The organism is Streptomyces sp. NPDC051677 (assembly GCF_044453465.1).
Lineage (GTDB): Bacteria > Actinomycetota > Actinomycetes > Streptomycetales > Streptomycetaceae > Streptomyces.
Window position 1 is genome coordinate 79,106 of record NZ_JBITCT010000009.1, and the last position, 20,160, is coordinate 99,265.

The following is a 20,160-nucleotide window of genomic DNA, read 5'->3' on the forward strand; positions in this document are numbered from 1 at the left end:
GGCCGCTGCCCGGAGAGCGGCTCCCCGCAGACCCGGAGTCCGAAGGGCCGGCACCGGGAGAGCTGCTGCCCGGAGAGCGGCCCCCCGCAGGGTCGCCATCCGAGGGGCCAGCGCCGGGAGGGCCGCTGCCCGGAGAGCGGCTCCCCGCAGACCCGGAGTCCGAAGGGCCGGCACCGGGAGAGCTGCTGCCCGGAGAGCGGCCCCCCGCAGGGTCGGCGTCCGAGGGGCCGACGCTGGGAGGGCTGCTGCCCGCAGGGTCGTCATCCGAGGGGTCGGCGCCGGGAGGGCCGCTGCCCGGAGGGCGGCTCTCCGGAGGGCCGGCGGTGGGAGAGTTGCTGCCCGGAGAGCGGCTCTCCGGAGGGTCGGCGGTGGGAGAGTTGCTGCTCGGAGGGCGGCTCTCCGGAGGGTCGGTGTCCGGGGCGTTGCCGTCCGGCATGGCGGGCTCCCTCGCCGTCGGGGCGGTCCGGTGTGGTCCAGGCCGGACCGCCCCGCGTTGGTCCGGGTCGGGGTCCGGTCCGGTGGATGCCAGCACATCCCGGACGTACGTCGGCGGCGAGCGCAGCGGGACCGTTCGGGTGAACGGCCCCGCCGGGTGCGGTGCGCGGGAGCTACATGTTGATCATGTGCCCGGCCAGGCCGTGCACCGCCTCCTTGACGGCCTCGCTGAGGGTGGGGTGGGCGTGGACGTTGCGGGCGACCTCGTGGACGGTGAGGTCCCACTGCTGGGCCAGGGTGAGTTCGGGGAGGAGTTCGGTGACGTCGGGGCCGATGAGGTGGCCGCCGATCAGTTCGCCGTACTTGGCGTCGCTGATGAGCTTGACGAAGCCGGTGGTGTCGCCGAGGCCGTGGGACTTGCCGTTGGCGGTGAACGGGAACTTCGCCACCTTGACGTCGTACCCCCTCTCCCGAGCTTGCTCCTCGGTGTAGCCGAAGCTGGCGACCTGGGGCTGGCAGAAGGTGGCCCGCGGGATCATCGCGTAGTCCAGCTCCATGGTCTCCGCGTCGGCGAGGGTCTCGGCGGCGATGACGCCCATCGCCTCGGCGGCGTGCGCGAGCATGAGCTTCGCGGTGACGTCGCCGATGGCGTAGATGTGCGGGACGGAGGTGCGGCAGCGGCCGTCGACGTCGATCGCGCCGCGCTCGGTGACCTTCACGCCGGTGTTCTCCAGGCCGTAACCGGTGACGTTGGGCGCGAAGCCGATCGCCTGGAGGACCTTGTCGGCCTCCAGGACCTGCTGGGCGCCGTCCTTGCCGGTGACGGTGACGCGCACCTGCGGACCGGACTCGTCGATCGACTCCACCCGGGTCGAGGTGAGCACGTCGATGCCCAGCCTGCGGTACTGCTTGGCCAGTTCGGCGGAGACCTCGGCGTCCTCCAGCGGGGCGACGCGGTCCAGGAACTCGACGATCGTCACCTTCACGCCGTAGTTGTGCAGCACGTAGGCGAACTCGATGCCGATGGCGCCGGCGCCCGCGATGACGATCGACTGCGGCAGGTCCTCGGCGAGGATCTGCTCCTCGTACGTCACCACCCGCGCGGTGCGCTTCGTGCCGGGCAGCAGCTTGGGGGTCGCGCCGGTGGCGATGATGCAGTGGTCGAAGCCGATGGTGCGGATCTCGCCGTCGTAACCGGTTACCCGGAGGGTGTGGTCGTCGACGAAAGCGCCGCGGCCGTCGAGTTCGGTGATCTTGTTCTTCTTCATCAGGTAGTGGACGCCCTTGACCCGGCCGTCGGCGACCTTGCGGCTGCGGCGGTACGCCTCGCCGTAGTCGAAGGAGACCTGCCCGTCGACCTTGATGCCGAAGGTCTTCGCGTCGTGGGTGAAGATGTGCGCGAGCTCTGCGTTGCGCAGGAGGGCCTTGGTGGGGATGCAGCCCACGTTGAGGCAGACGCCGCCCCAGTACTTCTCCTCGACCACCGCGACGCGCTTGCCCAGCTGGGCGGCGCGGACCGCGGCGACGTAGCCGCCGGGACCGGCGCCGAGGACCACGACGTCGAAGCGTTCGTCCTGCTCGGGCATGGGGGTTCCTCTTCCGTCGATTCCGTTTCCCGTTCCGTGGGAATTGTTCCGCTCTTCCCCGCCCGCCGCCACAAAGATCATCCGTGGAGGGGGTCACACGGGCGGGGAAACGGCGCCGACGGACCTGGGGCTACTCCTCGGCGGTGGGCCTGCGCGAGGCGCTCGTCGCCTCGTCGACGTCGGTCAACGGCCGCAGTCGGTAGGTGTACGCGTAGTCGCGGTCGGCGAACAGCTTGTACTCGTCGTGGGTGTGCGCGCCCCAGCTGTTGTCGCCGCCGATGCCCATCTGCCGGTGGTTCAGGCGGAGTACGACCTCCTTGCGGGGTGTGAGCTGGTAGTCGTGGCGGGCGCCGACCGACAGGTCCTCGGGTGTGAAGTGCGAGGCGTTGACCTCCAGGAGCGGCTCACCGCAGACGAGCAGGCCGTTGCCGTCGCCGTCCGTGAGGGCGACCCACCGGACGTCGGTCTTGTTGCCGTTCTCCTGCGGACGCAGGTAGGAGGTCCACTGCCCGGTGACGGTGCCGGAGTACAGGCCCACGTCGGTGGCGTCGTTGCGGTCCCAGTGGTTCTCCTCGGGGCCGCGGCCGTAGTAACGCAGTTTCTCCAGGCGGGCGGGGAGGTACAGCAGCGTGCCGACCTCCGGGATGTACGGCAGCGAGGCCGCGCCCGGGTGCAGGGTGTTGTCGACCTTGATCTCACCGTTTCCGAAAACGGTGTAGGTGGTGGTGTACGTCGATTCCGTCGTCGTGGGCAGCGTGCCGGAGACCTTGATCACTACGGCTCGGTCGCGCACCGCCCGCACGTTCACGTCGGTCACCTTGCGGCGTGCGCCGGCGTCGCGCCAGGTCTGGTTGCGGGTGTGCTGACCGTTTCCCCGGTCGTTGTCAGTGGGGGCACGCCAGAAGTTCGGGACCGGCCCGGAGGAGATCAGCTGCGCGCCGTCGGCCCGGTAGGAGGTGATGACGCCGGTCTTCTTGTCGACGGTGACGGAGAAGGTCTTGCCCGTGACGGTGACCGACCCGTCGCCGTCCTGATGGCTGAGTGCGGGGACGCGGCCCAGAGACACGGGGGTGACGGCGGGGCTGCCCGCGTCGACGACGAGTTGCTGCCGAGCCACCTCGAAGCCGGCCTTCGCCCACTTCGTCGTCTCCTTGGTGGTGAAGGACAGGTGCAGGAAGTACTCCGCGCCCGGCGCCGGGTCGCCCGGCGCCTTGAAGGGCACGGTGACGTCCTTGCTCGACAGCGGAGCCACGTCCAGCTGCGCGTGGCTCAGCTTTCCGCGTTGCAGCACTCTGCCGTCGGCGACGAGTTCCCACCGTCCGTCGAACTCACGGAGGTTGGTGAAGAGGTACTCGTTGGTGAGGGTGACCGCCGCTCCGGGAACGAGTCGGCTCCCGGCGGCCGGCGCGGCGTTGACGGCCTGGTAGATCCGCTTGACCTCCGCGGACTTGCCGGTGAGTCCGCGGTCGGCAGTGATGATGCCGTCGCCGCAGAAGGCTCCGTCGTTGGGGTTGTCGCCCCAGTCGCCGCCGTAGGCGCGGAACGTCTTCTCGCGGGGCCGTTTCTCGGTGAGGCGGACGGTGGCCGCGTCGAACCAGAACCGTACGCCGTCGTCGCCGGGGCCGCGGCCGGCGGAGGCCAGTTCGGCGGCGCTCAGCGCCCGGGCGTACACCCGGGCCCGGCGGACGATGCCGCTGAACTCGCGGGTCGGGTTGTCGACGTCGGTGGCCAGAGACAGCGGGGCGGTGTTGACGGCGGGGCGCACCGTGGTGGTCCGGGTCGCCCGGACCGTGCCGTCGACATGGAGGGTCAGGGTGCCGGAACCCGCGTCGAAGACGCCCGCGACGTGGTGTTCGCGGCCGGTCCAGTCGTCCGGCAGCGCCCAGCTCGCGGTGACCCACTGACCGCTGCCGTAGATGAAGAACTCCAGCGTCCTGTCGGTCTGTTTCAGGGCGTACTGGGTGTCGCCCTTGGCGAGGATGGGCTGGTGGTAACCGGTTGTGTGCGGGGTGAACCAGGCCTCCAGCGTGAGCGAGCCGGTGAGGTCGAGGCGCGCGTCGCGGGCGAAAACGGTTCCACCGGACACGCCCCGGTCACGGGTGAAGGCGCCGCTGGGGGCGATGAGCTCACCGCGCAGCGCGGCGGGCCCGGCCTCGGAGAACAGCTTGCGGGTCGGGGTCGGCCAGTCGAGGGCCTGGTCGACGAAGTCCCAGATCCAGCCGCCCTGCAGCACGTCGTGACGGCGGACGAGATCCCAGTACTTCTTGAAGTTTCCGCTGGAGTTGCCCATCGCGTGGGAGTACTCGATCATCACGTACGGCCGGGTGTCGGCGGTGTCCCTCGCCCGGGCCTCGACGCGGGCGGGACTGTCGTACATCTCGGAGCGGATGTCGCTGATCCCCGGGCGGTCGTCGCCCTCGTACTGGATGACGCGGGTGGTGTCGTAGGAACGGATCCAGTCGTGCATGGCGGTGAACGTGCTGCCGCCGCCGGCCTCGTTGCCGAGGGACCAGATGACGACCGAGGCGTGGTTCTTGTCGCGGTGCACCATGCTCTGGGCGCGGGCCACGCACGCCCTGGTCCACTCGGCGTGGTTGCCGGGGTACTCGCCCCGGATGCCGTGGGTCTCCAGGTTGGTCTCGTCCACGAGGTAGAGGCCGTACTCGTCGGCGAGCTCCAGCCAGAGCGGGTTGTTGGGGTAGTGCGAGGTGCGCACGGTGTTGATGTTCAGCCGCTTGATGATCCCGATGTCCTGGACCAGGTCCGCGCGGGTGAGGGCCGAGCCGCGCGTCGGGTGCATCTCGTGCCGGTTGGCGCCCCGGAAGGAAACCGGCTTGCCGTTGATGCGCATCAGCCCGTCCTTGAGCGCGAACTCGCGCAGGCCGACCCGATGGGAAACGGTTTCGATCACCTTTCCCGCGGGATCGCGCAGGCGGAGCACGGCGGTGTAGAGGTTCGGGTGTTCGGCCGACCACAGACGCGGCCTCGGCACCGCCTTGGCCGCCTGCACCGTCGTCTCCTGGCCGGCGCCGAGCGCGACGGCCTGCTGGAGCGGCCTGGACCACACCGGATGCCCGTGCGCGTCGTACAGCTGGGTCTCGACGGAGTACCGGCCCGCGCTCTTTCCGCCGTAGTCCCGCACACTGGCGGTGACCGACAGCTCGGCCGCCTTGTAGTCGTCGCTCAGCGGGGTGTCCAGCCTGAAGTCGCGCAGGTGCACGGCCGGCGTGGAGTACAGGTAGACCGAGCGGAAGATGCCGCTCAGCCGGATCATGTCCTGGTCCTCCAGCCAGTCGCCGTCGGAGTAGCGGTAGACCTCCACGGCGATCTGGTTGGCGCCCGGCTTGAGGTGCGGGGTGATGTCGTACTCGGCGGGGTCGTAGGAATCCTCGTGGTAACCGACCAACTCGCCGTTGATCCATACGTAGTGGGCGGACTTGACCCCCTCGAAGTGCAGGAACGTCCGCCGTCCCGCCCAGCCGCGCGGGACCGTGAAGGTGCGACGGTACTGGCCGACGGGGTTGTAGCGGGTGGGGGCGCGCGGCGGCTGCGCCTCCTCGCCCAGGCCGTTGGGGCCCCACCACGGGTAGGTGATGTTGACGTAGATCGGTCGGTCGTAACCGTGCAACTGCCAGGCGGAGGGGACGGGGATGGTGTCCCAGCCCCTGTCGTCGAGATCGGTGCGGTGGAAGTCGGCGTCTCGGTCGTCGGGGCGGTCGGCGTGCGCGAACTTCCAGACGCCGTCCAGGCTCAGCCGGTACGGGGAGCGGGTGCGGTCGGCGGCGAGGGCCTGGCCGAGGTCCGCGTACGGCATGAGGGTGGTGTGCGGGGCTTCGGCGCCGAGCCGGAAGACGTCGATGGAACCGTTCCATTCCGGCGTGCCGTCCGCGGCGACGGCCCGGTGCCCGGTGGACGGTGCGGACAGGGCGAGCGCGCCGAGGACGGCGGCAGACCCTTCGAGCAGACGACGGCGGCTGACGACCGGCCGCTGGGAATGACCCGGCTCCACCCGCTGGGGGCGGTCCGGCCGGTCCATGGACGACACGTTCGGGTGCGACATGACCACGACCTTCCTCGAGGCGACCGTGCGGCTGTGCACGGACGGAGGGTGCGTCAGATCTTGTCCACTCCTGTTGATAAAACGAACATAGCTTCGCCGTGATGGCTGAATATCAACTCTCTTCGGCGCGACGCCACTTGGTGCCCACGTTTCCCACGGGCTCTTTTGGTGACTCCCGTCAGCAGACGTCTCAGTAAGCGAGTCAGTAATCGGCTCAGTAAACGTCCCGCACGTACCGCTTGTCGGCGGCGAGTTGTTTCACATGGGCCGCCGCCTCCTCCTCGCTCATGCCGCCGTGGACGACGGCCACGTCGCGCAGGGCCCGGTCCACGTCCTTGGCCATGCGGGAGGCGTCCCCGCAGACGTAGAAGTGGGCGCCGTCCTGGAGCCAGGACCACAGGTGGGAGCCGTGCTCGCGGATCCGGTCCTGGACGTAGACCTTGGCGCGCTGGTCGCGGGAGAAGGCGGTGTCCAGGCGGGCGAGGGCGCCGTCGGCCCGCATGGCTCTCAGCTCGTCCGCGTAGTAGAAGTCCGTCGCCCGGCGCTGCTCTCCGAAGAACAGCCAGTTGGGCGCCCGGTGTCCGCGTGCCCGGCGCTCCTCGAGGAACCCGACGAAGGGCGCCACACCGGTTCCCGGCCCGACCATCACCATCGGGGTCGCCGGGTCGGCAGGCGGGCGGAAGTGCGGCGAGCGCTGCACATGGACCGGGACCTCGGTGCCGGGTTCGGCGTCGGCGAGGAACGGCGAGCACACGCCCTGTCGGGGGCGCCCGGCCAGGTTCTCGTACCGCACGACGGACACGGTGAGCGACACAAGGTGGGGGTCGGTCAGCGGGCTGGACGAGATGGAGTACAGCCGCGGCTGCAGCCGTCCGAGCACCTCGGCCCATTCCTGGGCGTCGGCGCGCAGGCCCAACTCGGCCGCCACGTCGACGGCTTGGCGGCCCCAGGACCACTTCGCCAGCTCGTCCTTGTTGTCGGGGCGCAGCAGTTTCCGCAGCTCGCGCGGGTCTCGGGTGCGGTCGGCGGCGAAGCGGAGCAGGGCCGGGGTGATCCGGGTGATGTCCAGGTGGCGCAGCAGGGCCTCGCCGAGGGCGACCTCACCGAAACCGTTGACGACGACGGGCGCGTGCGCGTCGAGGCCGGTGACGGTCAGCCACTCCGCCACCAGGTCGGGGGAGTTGAGAGGGCGTACGCCGAGGGCGTCGCCGGCCTCGTAGACGAGGGGGGTCTCGCTGTCGCGGGTGTCGAAGGTGAAGCGCCGGACCTCCTTGCCGGAACCCGGCAGGCTGAGCAACCGGTTGCCGGTGAGGCGGGCGGTGACGGGGACGGGCCGCCGGGAGCGGGCGGGCCCGGCGGGCGCGGGCTTGGCGGCGACGGCGGGGGACGCCGAGGCAGGGCCGAGGGCCGGGGCGGGCGCGGGAGCGGGAGCGGGCGCGACGGCCGGGGAGGCGGGCGGGGTGTCGACGGGGGGCGCGGGCAGGAACTCCGTGGCCGCCTTGAGCGCGGTGACCACCTGGTCCAGCCAGGCCTCCGCCTCCGTCTCGTAGTCCGGTTCGCAGTCCGTGCGCGGGGCCAGCCGGACCGCGCCGAGCTCGTCCATACGGTGGTCCAGGCGCCGGCCGTGTCCGCAGAAGTCGTCGTACGAGGAGTCCCCGAAGGCGAGGACGGCGTAGCGACGGCCTTCGAGACGGCCGGTGTCCAGCGCGGCGAGGCCGTCCCAGAAGCCGGCGCCGTTGTCGGGGGCGTCGCCGTCGCCGAAGGTACTGGTGATCAGCAGCAGGTCGGCGGCGGCCGGCAGGGTGGCGGGGTCGGCCTCGTCCATCGCGACGAGGGAGGCCGGGTGGCCGCCCTCGGTGAGCCGGGCGGCGGTGGCGGCGGCGAAGTCCTCGGCGTTGCCGGTCTGGGAGGCCCAGAGGATCACGACCTGGCGCGCCGGGGATTCCGGGGGCGCGGCGGCGGTGCGGGAGTACATGCCGGCGAGGGTGCCGTTGACCCACAGGGCGTGCTCGGCGCTGAAGGGCGCGTCCGGCGGCAGGACGGGGACGCCGGGGGCGCCGGCCGGGATGCCGGCGAGGAAACCGACGAGGTACTGCCGTTCGCGTTCGGTCAGGACCGGCGGCGGGGCGGGGTCCAGGCCGAAGACGGCGGCCGCGGAGGGCTGGACGGCGGTCGGCACGAGGACGGGCGCGGGCGCGGAGGCCCCGAGGGCGGGGGTTTCCGTCAGCGGAGTTCCCGTGACCGGTCCGGCCATGGCACGCGTCCCGGCGGCCGGGGTGTCCGTGGCCGGTACCTGCACGGTAACCGGTGTCGAAACCTTGGTCAGCGAGACCGCGCACACCTTCAGCTCGGGTTGGAAGGAGAGCGGGTCGACGGCGTCGCTGGTGACCGCGTTGACGCTGAGGTACTCGCCGAACAGGTCGTTCCAGTGGAACGGCGCGAAGCAGGAGCCGGGCAGGACGCGGTCGGTGACGACGGCCGGCAGCACGGCCCGCCCGCGCCGCGAGGCGACCTCGACGGAGTCGCCGTCGGCCACGCCGAGCGCGGCCGCGTCCTCGGGGTGCACCTCGACGAACGGGCCGGGGTTGAGCTTGTTGAGCTTGGCCACCTTCGCGGTCTTCGTCAGGGTGTGCCACTGGTGCTGGAGGCGTCCGGTGTTCAGGACGAACGGATAGTCGTCGTCCGGCATCTCGGCGGGCGGGACGTGCGGACGCGGGTGGAAGACGGCGCGGCCGGAAGCCGTGGGAAAGGTGAGCGAGCCGTCGTCGTTCACGTACCGGATCGGATTGCGGTCGGGGCCGTCGGCGGTGGCGGCCGGCCACTGCACGGGGGTGGCGCGCAGCCGGTCGTATGTCACTCCGCGCAGGTCGTAACCGGTTGCCGGGTTGTGGGCGCGCTTGATCTCCTCGAAGACCTGCTCGGCGCTGTCGTAGGCGAAACCGCTCTCGTAACCCATCGCGCGGGCGACGGCCGCGATGAGCTGCCAGTCGGCCATGGCCTCGCCTGGCGGGTCGGCGGCGGGCCGGGCGAGGGTGAGGTTGCGCTCGCTGTTGATGAGGACGCCCTCGGTCTCGGTCCACAGCGCGGCGGGCAGGACGACGTCGGCGTACGCGTTGGTCTCGGTGTCGGCGAACACGTCCTGGGCGACGACGAACTCGGCGGCCTCCAGCCCCTCGATGACCGTCCTGCGGTTGGCGACGGAGGCGACCGGGTTGGTGCAGATGATCCAGCAGGCCTTGATCTCGCCGTCGGCCATTTTCCGGAACATCTCGACGGTGCCCTTGCCGACGCCGTCGGCCCGGATGGCCCCCGGTTCGAGCCCCCACAGCTCCTCGACGAAGGCGCGGTCGGCGTCGACGAGGACGGAGCGCTGGCCGGGGAGCCCCGGGCCCATGTACCCCATTTCCCGGCCGCCCATGGCGTTGGGCTGGCCGGTGAGGGAGAAGGGCCCGCTGCCCGGGCGGCAGATCGCGCCGGTGGCGAGGTGGAGGTTGATGAGCGCGTTGGTGTTCCAGGTGCCGTGCGTGGACTGGTTGAGGCCCATGGTCCAGCAGCTGGTCCACTCCTCCGCCTCCCCGATCAGCCGGGCGGCCTCGCGGAGGTCGGCCTCCGGGATGCCGGTGATCTCCGCGACGGTCGCGGGCGGGTAGTCGGCGAGGAACTCCGGCATCGCCTCCCAGCCCTCGGTGTACGCGGCGACGAAGGCGGGGTCGGTGTGGCCGTTCTCGTGCAGGAGGTGGAGCAGGCCGTTGAGGAGGGCCAGGTCGGTACCCGGCTTGACCTGGAGGAACAGGTCGGCCTTCGCCGCGGTGGCGGTGCGGCGCGGGTCGACGACGATCAGTTTCGCGCCCGCCTTCACCCGGTCCATCATCCGTAGGAACAGGACCGGGTGGCAGTCGGCCATGTTGGAGCCGATGACGAGGAAGACGTCCGCCTTGTCGAGGTCCTCGTAGGAGCCGGGCGGGCCGTCGGCGCCCAGAGACAGCTTGTAACCGGTTCCGGCGCTTGCCATGCACAGCCGGGAGTTGGACTCGATCTGGTTGGTGCGGAGGTAGCCCTTCACCAGCTTGTTGGCCAGGTACTGCGCTTCGAGGCTCATCTGACCGGAGACGTAGAGGGCGACCGCGTCGGGGCCGTGCTCGTCGACGACGGCCCGCAGCCGCCGCGCCGTCTCGGCGACGGCCGCGTCCACGGGGGCGGGTTCCGGTTCCTCACCGCGGTCCGAGCGGACGAGGGCGGTCGTCAGCCGGCCGGGAGCGGCGAGCATGTCGGCGGTGGTCGCGCCCTTGGTGCACAGCCGGCCGAGGTTCGCGGGGTGCTCCTTGTCGCCGGACGCCTTCAGGACCGTACGCCGTCCGTCCGGTCCGAAGCCGATGTCCAGGACCATGCCGCAGCCGACCCCGCAGTACGAGCAGACCGTGCGCACCTTCGTCTCCGACGCGCTGTCGGTCCGCGGGTCCAACGCGGCCACGGGCGCCCCTTTCCTTCTGACGATCGGCCTGGTGAGAGTCTCTGCAAGCCTCTGCGACGGTACGAACCGTGCATTACACAGGTGTCTCCCGGACCGGCCACCGGGAGTTAAGCCCGGCGCACAGCGAAGGGCGGGCGAGTGTGAGCGGGCAGCCCCCGGCCCGCAGTAGAGCAGGTTACCGGGGTGATGGACGGGGTGTCCTGGGTTGCCGCAAGAGCGGGGTTCGGGCTGTGCGGCAGGGATCGTGGGGCGGGTTGGGGGCGGAGGCGTTTCGGTCCGTCCGGTGAGGTGAGGGGGCTTTGCCAATCCCTGATGGCATGGCCGCGTCAAATCTGTCAGGCTTCCGCCAGCCGTCGCGCACCGCCCTCCGGCACACCCACGCCGTCAGGGACAGCCACCGAGCAGGCCGGAAACCCGGCCGCCGCAAAGGAGCCATGTGTGAGACCCACCCCCCGCAAGGCCGTCGCCGCGAGCGCACTCGTCCTCGCCGCGCTGGCCGCCGTCTCGCTCCCCGCCACACCCGTGGCAGCCGCGCCACAGGCACCGCAGGCACCGCAGGCACACCGGGCACAGCAGGCACCCCATGCGCAGCCGGCAGCACAGGCGGCGCGGACCGCCGCTGCGGCTGCCGCCTGCACCCCCGCCCAGGTGGTCGCGGGCGGCGACTTCGAGAGCGGCGCCTCGGCGTGGACCCAGTCCTCGACCGGTGTGATCACCAGCCGCACCGGTCAGTCGGCGCACGGCGGCTCCGCCTTCGCCTGGCTGGACGGAGTCGGCAGCACGCACACCGACACGCTCTCGCAGAGCGTCACGATCCCGTCCGGGTGCACCGCCGCCACGCTCACCTTCTGGCTGCACATCGACACGGCCGAGACGACCTCGTCCACCGCGTACGACAAGCTGACGGCGAAGATCGGCACGACGACCCTGGCCACGTACTCGAATCTCGACAAGAACACCGGCTACGTCCAGAAGTCGTTCGACGTGTCGGCCTTCGCGGGCCAGACCGTGAGCCTCGCCTTCACCGGAACCGAGGACTCCAGCCTCCAGTCGAGCTTCGTCCTCGACGACATCGCGCTCAACACCTCCGGCGACACCGCACCGCCGCCCGCCGACTCCACACGCACCCCGGCCGCACCCTCGTACACCGTCAACCTCACCAGCAACACGGACGGGACGGTCTGGACCGGTCACGAGAGCGCGACCTTCACCAACGCCTCCGCCACCGCGCTGAGCGAGGTGTACCTGCGGCTGTGGGACAACTACCACGGCACCTGCACCTCGATGCCGATCGCGGTCAGCAACGTCACCGGCGGCACCGCGGGCGCCCTCTCCGTCGGCTGCACGGCCCTCCCGATCACCCTCGCCACGCCCCTCGCCCAGGGGCAGAGCGCCACGATCGGCTTCGACCTGGGCATCACCGTGCCCAGCGGCGCCGACCGGTTCGGCCACGACGGGTCGTTCAGCTTCATCGGCAACGCGCTGCCCGTGCTGGCGGTGAAGGACGGGGCGGGCTGGCACCTGGACCCGTACACGAACAACGGCGAGTCCTTCTACTCCCTGGCCGCCGACTTCAAGGTGACCCTCGACCACCCGACCGCGCTGCTGGTCCCGGCCACCGGCGCCTCGGTCGACGCCGCCGGCTCCAGCGGGCGCACCATCACCACGGCAACCGCTTCCAAGGTGCGTGACTTCGCGTGGGCGGCGGGCCCGTTCAGCAAGATCTCCGGCACCTCGACCGCCGGAACCCCGATCAACGTCTACTCCGTCTCCGGCATCAGCTCGGCCAACGCCCAGTCGATGCTCACCACCGCCAAGTCCGCCGTGGACGCCCACGCCGCCCGCTTCGGTGCCTATCCGTACGGCGAGTTGGACGCCGTCATCGACAACAACTTCTGGTTCGGCGGCATGGAGTACCCCGGGTTCGTCCTCGACCTGGTGAGCACCACGGCGCTGACCCATGAGATCGGCCACCAGTGGTGGTACGGCATCGTCGGCGACGACGAGTACAACAGCCCGTGGCTGGACGAGTCGTTCACCGACTACGCCACCGACCTGGCGCTGGGCAAGACCGGCAGCGGCTGCTGGAGCAGCGTCTCGTGGGCCTCGTCCGCGGAGAAGATCACCAACTCGATGGCCTACTGGGACGCCCACTCCTCCCGGTACTCCACCGTCGTCTACGGGTACGGCAAGTGCGCCCTGCACGACCTGCGACGGCTCATCGGCGACACCGCCATGGCCAACCTGCTGAAGGCGTACGCCACTTCGCACTGGTACGGCGTCTCGACCACGGCCGAGTTCAAGGCGGCGGCCCAGGCCGCCACGACCACGGATCTGACGTCGTTCTGGACCGCCCACCGCATCGACGGCTGATCCGGCACGGTCCGCCGCCCCCCGGTTCCACGGGTGACGCCGCCGCCGCGTCACCCGTGGAACCGGGCGAGGGGCCGCTCCTGCCCCGCTGCCTCGTCACCGGTGCAGGAGGCGGGGTGAACTACCGACTCAGCAGAGGTGACCCTGGCGGGGCGTCTCTCTTCAAGCCGTTGGTGCTATCTTCAATAGCACCATGCTGTTGAGACTGAACACCGCGGACGGTCGTCCCCTGCACGAGCAGGTGGCGGGCGCGATCCGGCGCGCCATCGCCGAAGGCGAGTGCGGGCCGGGAGACCGCCTCCCCCCGGCCCGGGACCTTTCCCAGGCCCTGGATGTCAACGTCAACACGGTTCTACGGGGGCTTCGAGCGCTGCGCGACGAAGGCGTGCTGGAGTTCCGGCGAGGCCGGGGCGTGACGGTGGCCGACGGGGCGGACCGGCGCTCCGTCCTGCTGGACCGCGTACGCGACCTGGTGACCGACGCGGCGCACCTCGGCTACGGCACGGACGACCTCGTCGACATGATCAGGGGGATCTCGTGACGGACCAGACGCGCAGGAACGGAGCCGTGTGGGGCGCCGTCGGCTGGGGCCTCGGCGTCCTGGCCCTGTTGGCAGCACTGCCGTGGGCCGCGAGGGGCCGGCTCCCGGACCGGCTGGCGACCCACTGGAGCGTCGGCTCGGCCAGGCCCGACAGCTCCATGCCGTTCTGGGCCGCGGCGCTGTTCCCCGGGCTGATCTGGAGTGTGCTGGCGTCCGTCGTCGTGCTCGCGATGCGCCGGGCGGGGGCAGAGGCGGGTCCAGAAGCAGGGGCAGGTGGCGGGGTGTCGGGGTGGGCGGTCGCGGGTCTCGGGTCCGGCGGTGTGACGCTGCTCGGCGCGCAGGCGTCGATCGTACGGGCGAATCTGGACCGCACGGACTGGCGTCAGGCGGGATCGGTGACGGGCGGGGTCGTGGCCACGCTCGTCGTGGCGGCCGCGGTGGGCGCGGCCGGCCTGCTGGCCGAGCGCCGGGCGTTCGGCGCGCCCCGGCCCGCGGCGGGCGGCCCGACCCTGGAGATTCCCCCCGGGCAGCGGGTCGTATGGCTCGCCCGCGCATCGAACTCCTGGCTTCATGCGCTCGCCGCCCTGACCGGGCTGCTCGCGATCGGCGTCGTCGTGGCGGCGCTCGCCGGCCTGACGGGCCGTCCGTCCCTGTCGGCGGCCGCGGCGTCGGCCCTCGGCTCCGTGCTGATCCTCGGCTGTGCCTCGGTTCGGGCACGGGTCAGCGAGCAGGGTCTTGACGTGTCCTTCGGCCCGCTCGGCTGGCCCACGCGGCACTGGGCCGCCGAGGACGTCGAGTCGGCGCACGTCGAGCGCCGCACGCCCTGGCAGGTGGGCGGCTGGGGCTACCGGCTGAGCGGACGGGGAACCACCGTGATGCTGCGCGGCGGCGAATGCCTGGTCATCCACCCCTCGAAGGGCAGGGAGTTCGCCGTGAGCGTGGACGACGCCGAACGCGGAGCCGCCCTTCTGAACTCGCTGCGCGCCTCTCGCCGAAGCGGCACATGAACATGCAGTCCCCGCGGCGCAGCGCCTCCGCCGGCGTGAGCGCCTCCCGGCACGTCACCTGACGCGTCATCGGACATGCCGGGCGAACGCGTCGTAGGCGCGCTCGTCGAAGAGGACGAACGTGACCTTCTCGACGTTCGTCTCCGTGGCCCGGACCGTCTCCACCGCGATCCGGGCGGCGTCGTCCATCGGCCAGCCGTAGACGCCCGCGGAGACCGCCGGGAAGGCGACGGTTCGGGCGCCGAGCTCGTCCGCGACCCGCAGCGACTCCCGGTAGCAGGAGGCAAGCAGCTCCGACCGGTCCTCGGTCGTGCTGTGCACGGGGCCGACGGTGTGGATCACCCAGCGTGCGTCCAGTTCGCCCGCGGTCGTGGCGACGGCTCGGCCCGTGGGCAGCCCTTTGCCGTAGTGGGAGGCGCGCAGGCGGCGGCAGTCGTCGAGGATCGCGGGGCCGCCCCGGCGGTGGATGGCGCCGTCGACGCCACCGCCGCCGAGCAGGGAGGAGTTGGCCGCGTTGACGATGGCGTCCACGGACTGCCGGGTGATGTCGCCCTGGACGAGCGTGATCGTGGTCATGCCTGTGTGTATACCAACGGGGACCGCCCGCTGTTCATCTTTGTTGCCGCAGCCTCCGCCACACGGCCTTCGCCGCGTTGTGGCCCGACATGCCGTGCACGCCCGGGCCGGGCGGGGTGGCCGAGGAGCAGATGAAGACGGCCGGGTGCGGGGTGGCGTACGGGAACGCGGTCAGCTTGGGGCGCAGCAGCAACTGGAGGCCGGAAGCCGCGCCGGAGGCGATGTCTCCGCCGACGTAGTTCGCGTTGCGGACGGCGAGTTCGGCCGGGCCCGCGATGGCGCGGGCGAGGACTCGGTCGCGGAACCCCGGGGCGAAGCGCTCCAGTTGGCGTTCCATCGCGTCGGTGAGGTCTCCGGTCCAACCGTTGGGGACATGGCCGTACGCCCAGAAGACGTGCTTGCCGGCCGGGGCGCGGGTCGGGTCGACGACGCTGGGCTGCACCGTGATCATGAAGGGCCGGTCGGGCGCGCGGCCCTCCCGGGAGGGGGCGCGCAGGGCGGCGCCGATCTCCGCGCTGTCCGCGCCGATCTGCACGGTGCCGGCGGTGCGCGCCTCCTTCGCGGTCCACGGGACCGGGCCGTCGAGCGCGTAGTCGATCTTGAAGGCGGCCGGCCCGTACCGGTAGCCCTGGTAGTGGTTGCCGAAGCCGGCGATGCGGGCGAGGGCGGTGGGCGAGGTGTCGAAGACGTAGGCGCGGGCCGGGGGCAGGTCGTCGAGGCGCTTGACCTCGTAGTCGGTGTGGATGCTGCCGCCGAGGTCCTGTAGGTAGGCGGCGAGCGCGTCCGAGATGGACTGGGAGCCGCCGCGGGCCACCGGCCAGCCGCGGGCGTGCGCGGCGAGGGCGAAGACCAGGCCGATGGCGCCGGTGGCGAAGCCGTTCAGCGGGGCCATGACATGGGCGACGAGACCGGCGAAGAGGGTCTTGGCGGGCTCGTCACGGAAGCGGCGGGTGAGCCAGGAGGACGGCGGCAGGCCGACCAGGCCGAAACGGGCCAGGGTGACCGGGTCACGCGGGAGCGCGGTCAGCGGCAGCGACATGAAATCGCGGGCCAGGGTGTCCCACTTGGGCAGGAAGGGCGCGACCAGACGGCGGTACGCGCCCGCGTCGCGTGGCCCGAACGAGGCGGCCGTCTCGGCGACCGACCTCGACAGCACCGCGGCGCTGCCGTCGGGGAAGGGGTGCGCCATGGGCAGTTCGGCGTGCAGCCACTCGAGGCCGTAGCGCTCCAGGGGCAGGGCGCGGAAGGCGGGCGAGTTGATGCCCAGGGGGTGTGCGGCGGAGCAGGGATCGTGGTGGAAGCCCGGCAGGGTGAGCTCCTCGGTGCGGGCTCCCCCGCCCACGGTGCCCCGCGCCTCGAACAGCGCCACGGAGAAGCCGCGCCTGGCCAGCTCCACCGCCGCGGTCAGCCCGTTGGGCCCCGCTCCCACCACGACCGCATCGAGCATCGACGGCACTTCGACCCCTTCGTCAGCCGGTGGCCTCCGTAGACCGGCGGCCCCCGAACTCAGGATATGCCGGTGGTACGACAACACCCGCGGCACGGGGCCCCTGGAAGCATCAGGATCACAGGAGCGGCCCCGCAACCTCCCAGGGCAGCTCCACACCTGAGCAGGGCAGCCGCCGCCGCATCACCGGGGGCGCGCCACAGGGAGCGCCCACCCCGTCGCGGCCACGTCCCCCCGAGATCCCGTCACCGAAACTTCGCCGTCACCGAGCCCCCGTCGCCAAAGCCAGCCCCCGTCAGAGAGACCGCGCCACCGAGGCCGAGGCCGCCCAAGCGCCCCGCCACAGAACCCCCCGTCACAGAGCGCCCCGCCGAAGCCGCCCAAGCGCCCCGCCACAGAGCGCCCCGCCGAAGCCCCCGTCACTGAGCGCGCCGCCGAAGCCCCGTCACAGAGACCCCGTCACTGAGCCTTGCCGCCGAAGCCCCCGTCACACAGACCCCGTCACTGAGCCTTGCCGCCGAAGCCCCCGTCACACAGACCCCGTCACAGAGCGCGCCGCCGAAGCCCCGTCACTGAGCCCGCCGCCGAAGCCCCGCCGCAGAGACCCCGTCGCTGCGCCCCCGTCGCCGAAGCCCCTCCGTCGCGGAGGCCGGCTCTCCGCGCCTGCCTCAGCGTGTCTGCAGTTCGGCGCCCGCGAGGAGGGCCGAGACGCGGCGGGCCGTCGTCGCGTCCCTGGCCGCTGTGAAGGGCAGGGCGTTGCCGCCGGTGATGCGGAACGGCTCGCCGGTGAGGGTGAGGTGGGCGCCGCCCGCCTCCTCGACCAGCAGCAGTCCGGCCGCGTGGTCCCAGGCCGCCTCCCAGGAGAAGGCCGTGGCGTCCAACTGGCCCCGGGCTATGGCGAGATACTCCAGGCCGGCCGATCCGCACGCGCGCGGTGCGACCCCGTCCGTCCACAGCGACAGCAGGGCGCGCTTCTGGTCGTCGGTCGTGTAGTCGGGGTGGGACGTGGCCACCCTCAGGTCGCGGCCGGCCTCGGGCGGGCCGGCGAAGAGGCGCTCGCCGTCCAGGAAGGCGCCGCCGCCGCGGACGGCCGTGGCCAGTTGGTCGCGGGCCGGAGCGTATGTCCAGGAGGCGAGCAGCACGCCGTGCCGGGCGAGGGCGACCAGGGTGCAGAAGCCGTCTTCGCCGCGCACGAACTGCCGGGTCCCGTCGACAGGGTCGACGATCCAGACCGGCGCGTCGCCCTGTATCGCCTCATAGGTCGCCGGGTTGGCGTGCACCGCCTCCTCGCCGACGACCACCGAGCCGGGCAGGAGGGCGCCGAGGGCCTCGGTGAGGAGCAGCTCGGCGTTGCGGTCGGCATCCGTCACCAGGTCGTGCGGACCGCTCTTCTGGTCGATCTCGTGCGCCGCGAGCTGCCGGAAGCGGGGCATGATCTCGGCCGCGGCGGCCTTGCGGACCGCCTCCTCGACGTCGGCCGAGTGGCGGGCGAGAAACTCGTCGATGGTTTCCGTGTCTTCGATCATGCCTCCATGAGAGCACGCCCCACTGACAATCCCCGCCCCGCCGGTGCACACCGGGTGGAATCGGGATGAAGAAGCGGGGCGTGGGTCAGCGGCCCACCGCGTACCCCTGCATCCCGCGCGGGTTCGCAGCGGCGAGCAGAATCCCGGTCTGCGGGTCGCGGGCCACCGCGCACAGCCGCCCCTCGGACCACGGGTCGCCGACGGTGACGTCATGGCCGCGCCGCCGCAACTCCTCCACCACCTCCGCCGGCATGCGCGACTCCACGGTGACGCTGCCCGGCCGCATGCCGCGCGGGTAGAAGGAACCGGGGAAGGCGTCGTTGTGCCAGTTCGGGGCGTCGATGGCCCCCTGGAGGTCGAGGGAGCCGCGCACCCGCGCGCGGAGGGCGACGGCCAGGAAGAAGTGCAGCTGCCACTGGTCCTGCTGGTCGCCGCCGGGCGTGCCGAACGCCAGCACCGGCGTCCCGTCGCGCAACGCGATCGAGGGGGTGAGGGTGGTGCGGGGGCGGCGGCCCGGCGTCAGCGAGTTCGGCAGGCCCTCTTCCAGCCAGGTCATCTGCAGCCGGGTGCCGAGCGGGAAGCCCAGTTCGGGCACGACCGGGTTGGACTGCAGCCAGCCGCCGCTGGGCGTGGCGGCGACCATGTTGCCCCAGCGGTCGACGACGTCGAGGTGGCAGGTGTCGCCCCGGGTGAGCCCGTCACCGGTCACCTCCGGCTCGCCGGGCACCGGCGAGGCCGGTCCCTTGGCGACCGTCGGCTCGCCCGCGCCCATCGGGTCGAAGGCGGGGTCGTCGCCGTTGACCACGTGCGCGTGCGCGCTCAGCCGCGGGGTGCGCCCGCCGGGGCTGCCGGGCCGCAGCTCGTACGACGCCTTGTCGCCGATCAGCCGTCGCCGTTCCGCGTTGTAGCCGGCGTCGAGGAGCTCGCCGAGCGGGACCTCGGCCGCGTCGCCGTACCAGGCCTCGCGGTCGGCCATGGCGAGCTTGCAGCCCTCGATCAGAAGATGGACGTAGTCGGCGCGGCCGTAGGCGGGCAGCTCGGGCGGGAGCAGGGCGAGCTGCTGGAGGAGGGCCGGCCCCTGGCTCCAGGGGCCGGCCTTGCACACCGTCCAGCCGTTCCAGTCGTACGTCGCCGGCGTCTCGTAGGTCGCGGACCAGCCGGCGAGGTCGGCGGCGGTGAGCGTGCCGGTGTGGCGCTCGCCGCTGGTGTCCAGAGTGGGCCGGGCGGCCTGCCGTACCAGCGCCTCGGCGACGAACCCGGTCCGCCACACCTCCCGCGCGGCCTCGATCCGCGCCTGGCGGTCACCGGCCCCGGCGGTCTCGGCGAGCAGCCGCTTCCAGGTGGCGGCGAGGGCGGGGTTGCGCAGCAGCTCGCCGGTCCGCGGCGACCGCCCGCCGGGCAGGTACACCTCGGCCGAGGAGGTCCACTCCGTCTCGAACAGTTCTCGGACGGTCTCAACGGTCGCGCCGACCTTCTCCACGGGCGCGTGGCCGTGCTCGGCGTACCCGATGGCGTACTTCAGCACGTCGGCGAGGGACTTGGTGCCGTGGTCGCGCAGGAGGAGCATCCAGGCGTCGAACGCGCCGGGCACGGCGGCGGCGAGGGGTCCGGTGCCGGGGACGAGGTCCAGGCCCAGCCCCCGGTAGTGCGCGACCGTCGCGCCCGCGGGCGCCACCCCCTGACCGCACAGCACCCGCACCTCGCCGCCCGCCGGGGCGAGCAGGATCGGCACCTCGCCGGCGGGGCCGTTGAGGTGCGGTTCGACGACGTGCAGGACGAAGGCGCCGGCGACGGCGGCGTCGTAGGCGTTGCCGCCGTCCTCCAGGACGGCCATCGCCGACTGGGAGGCCAGCCAGTGGGTGGAGGACACCATGCCGAACGTGCCCTGAAGGGTGGGTCGGGTGGTGAACACGAGGGCTCCTCAACTCACGACGGCCGGTCTCGTGATCGTACGCACGCGCCCGTCGTGCCGTGTCGCGATCACTCGAACCCGTGCTCCCCTCCGGGTGTCCGCACCGCCGCTATGCCCCGTGAAGAGCAGTGATGTCCCGGTAAGGCCGGGCCCCTTCGTCACCGCGCCGCCACGGAGCGAGTTTTCGCTTCCGCCCCACAGGGAGTCGTGTGACACTGGCGTCTTC

At 72.0% G+C, this 20,160-nt stretch carries 10 protein-coding genes; 3 read left to right on the plus strand and 7 right to left on the minus strand.

Annotated elements, in window-relative coordinates:
- Nucleotides 1-608: 608 nt before the first annotated feature.
- From lpdA to ACIBAF_RS12995, 3 genes are all read right to left on the minus strand, one after another.
- The gene (lpdA, locus tag ACIBAF_RS12985) at nt 609-2,021 is read right to left on the minus strand and encodes a dihydrolipoyl dehydrogenase (protein WP_399463238.1); all 1,413 of its coding nucleotides are present in this window, start codon (nt 2,019-2,021) and stop codon (nt 609-611) included.
- 130 nt (nt 2,022-2,151) lie between these two features.
- Nucleotides 2,152-6,081 carry a glycoside hydrolase family 2 TIM barrel-domain containing protein gene (locus ACIBAF_RS12990; RefSeq protein ID WP_399463371.1) on the minus strand — a complete coding sequence of 1,310 codons (3,930 nt, stop codon included), beginning with the start codon at nt 6,079-6,081 and terminating at the stop codon, nt 2,152-2,154.
- A gap of 214 nt (nt 6,082-6,295) precedes the next feature.
- Nucleotides 6,296-10,468 carry a molybdopterin-dependent oxidoreductase gene (locus ACIBAF_RS12995; protein WP_399463372.1) on the minus strand — a complete coding sequence of 1,391 codons (4,173 nt, stop codon included), beginning with the start codon at nt 10,466-10,468 and terminating at the stop codon, nt 6,296-6,298.
- Between the two features lie 522 nt (nt 10,469-10,990).
- On the opposite strand from ACIBAF_RS12995, the gene ACIBAF_RS13000 reads away from it, so the two are divergent.
- From ACIBAF_RS13000 to ACIBAF_RS13010, 3 genes are all read left to right on the plus strand, one after another.
- The gene (locus ACIBAF_RS13000; RefSeq protein ID WP_399463239.1) at nt 10,991-12,925 is read left to right on the plus strand and encodes a M1 family aminopeptidase; all 1,935 of its coding nucleotides are present in this window, start codon (nt 10,991-10,993) and stop codon (nt 12,923-12,925) included.
- A 193-nt stretch (nt 12,926-13,118) separates the two neighbouring features.
- Complete coding sequence (locus ACIBAF_RS13005) at nt 13,119-13,466, plus strand: GntR family transcriptional regulator (protein WP_399316516.1); 348 nt, start codon at nt 13,119-13,121, stop codon at nt 13,464-13,466.
- Nucleotides 13,463-14,473: a DUF1648 domain-containing protein gene (locus tag ACIBAF_RS13010; protein ID WP_399463240.1), complete on the plus strand. Its 1,011-nt coding sequence runs from the start codon at nt 13,463-13,465 to the stop codon at nt 14,471-14,473. Before ACIBAF_RS13005 ends, ACIBAF_RS13010 begins: the two co-directional genes overlap by 4 nt.
- 66 nt (nt 14,474-14,539) lie before the next feature.
- On the opposite strand, the gene ACIBAF_RS13015 is transcribed toward ACIBAF_RS13010, so the two are convergent.
- From ACIBAF_RS13015 to ACIBAF_RS13030, 4 genes are all read right to left on the minus strand, one after another.
- Complete coding sequence (locus tag ACIBAF_RS13015) at nt 14,540-15,049, minus strand: O-acetyl-ADP-ribose deacetylase (protein ID WP_399463241.1); 510 nt, start codon at nt 15,047-15,049, stop codon at nt 14,540-14,542.
- 34 nt (nt 15,050-15,083) lie between these two features.
- Nucleotides 15,084-16,496 (minus strand): phytoene desaturase family protein, encoded by a 1,413-nt coding sequence (locus ACIBAF_RS13020; protein ID WP_399463373.1) that lies wholly within the window; start codon nt 16,494-16,496, stop codon nt 15,084-15,086.
- Between the two features lie 668 nt (nt 16,497-17,164).
- Nucleotides 17,165-18,022 (minus strand): inositol monophosphatase family protein, encoded by an 858-nt coding sequence (locus tag ACIBAF_RS13025; protein ID WP_399463242.1) that lies wholly within the window; start codon nt 18,020-18,022, stop codon nt 17,165-17,167.
- Nucleotides 18,023-18,107: 85 nt separating this feature from the next.
- The gene (locus ACIBAF_RS13030; protein ID WP_399463243.1) at nt 18,108-19,934 is read right to left on the minus strand and encodes a gamma-glutamyltransferase family protein; all 1,827 of its coding nucleotides are present in this window, start codon (nt 19,932-19,934) and stop codon (nt 18,108-18,110) included.
- Between the last annotated feature and the right edge of the window lie 226 nt (nt 19,935-20,160).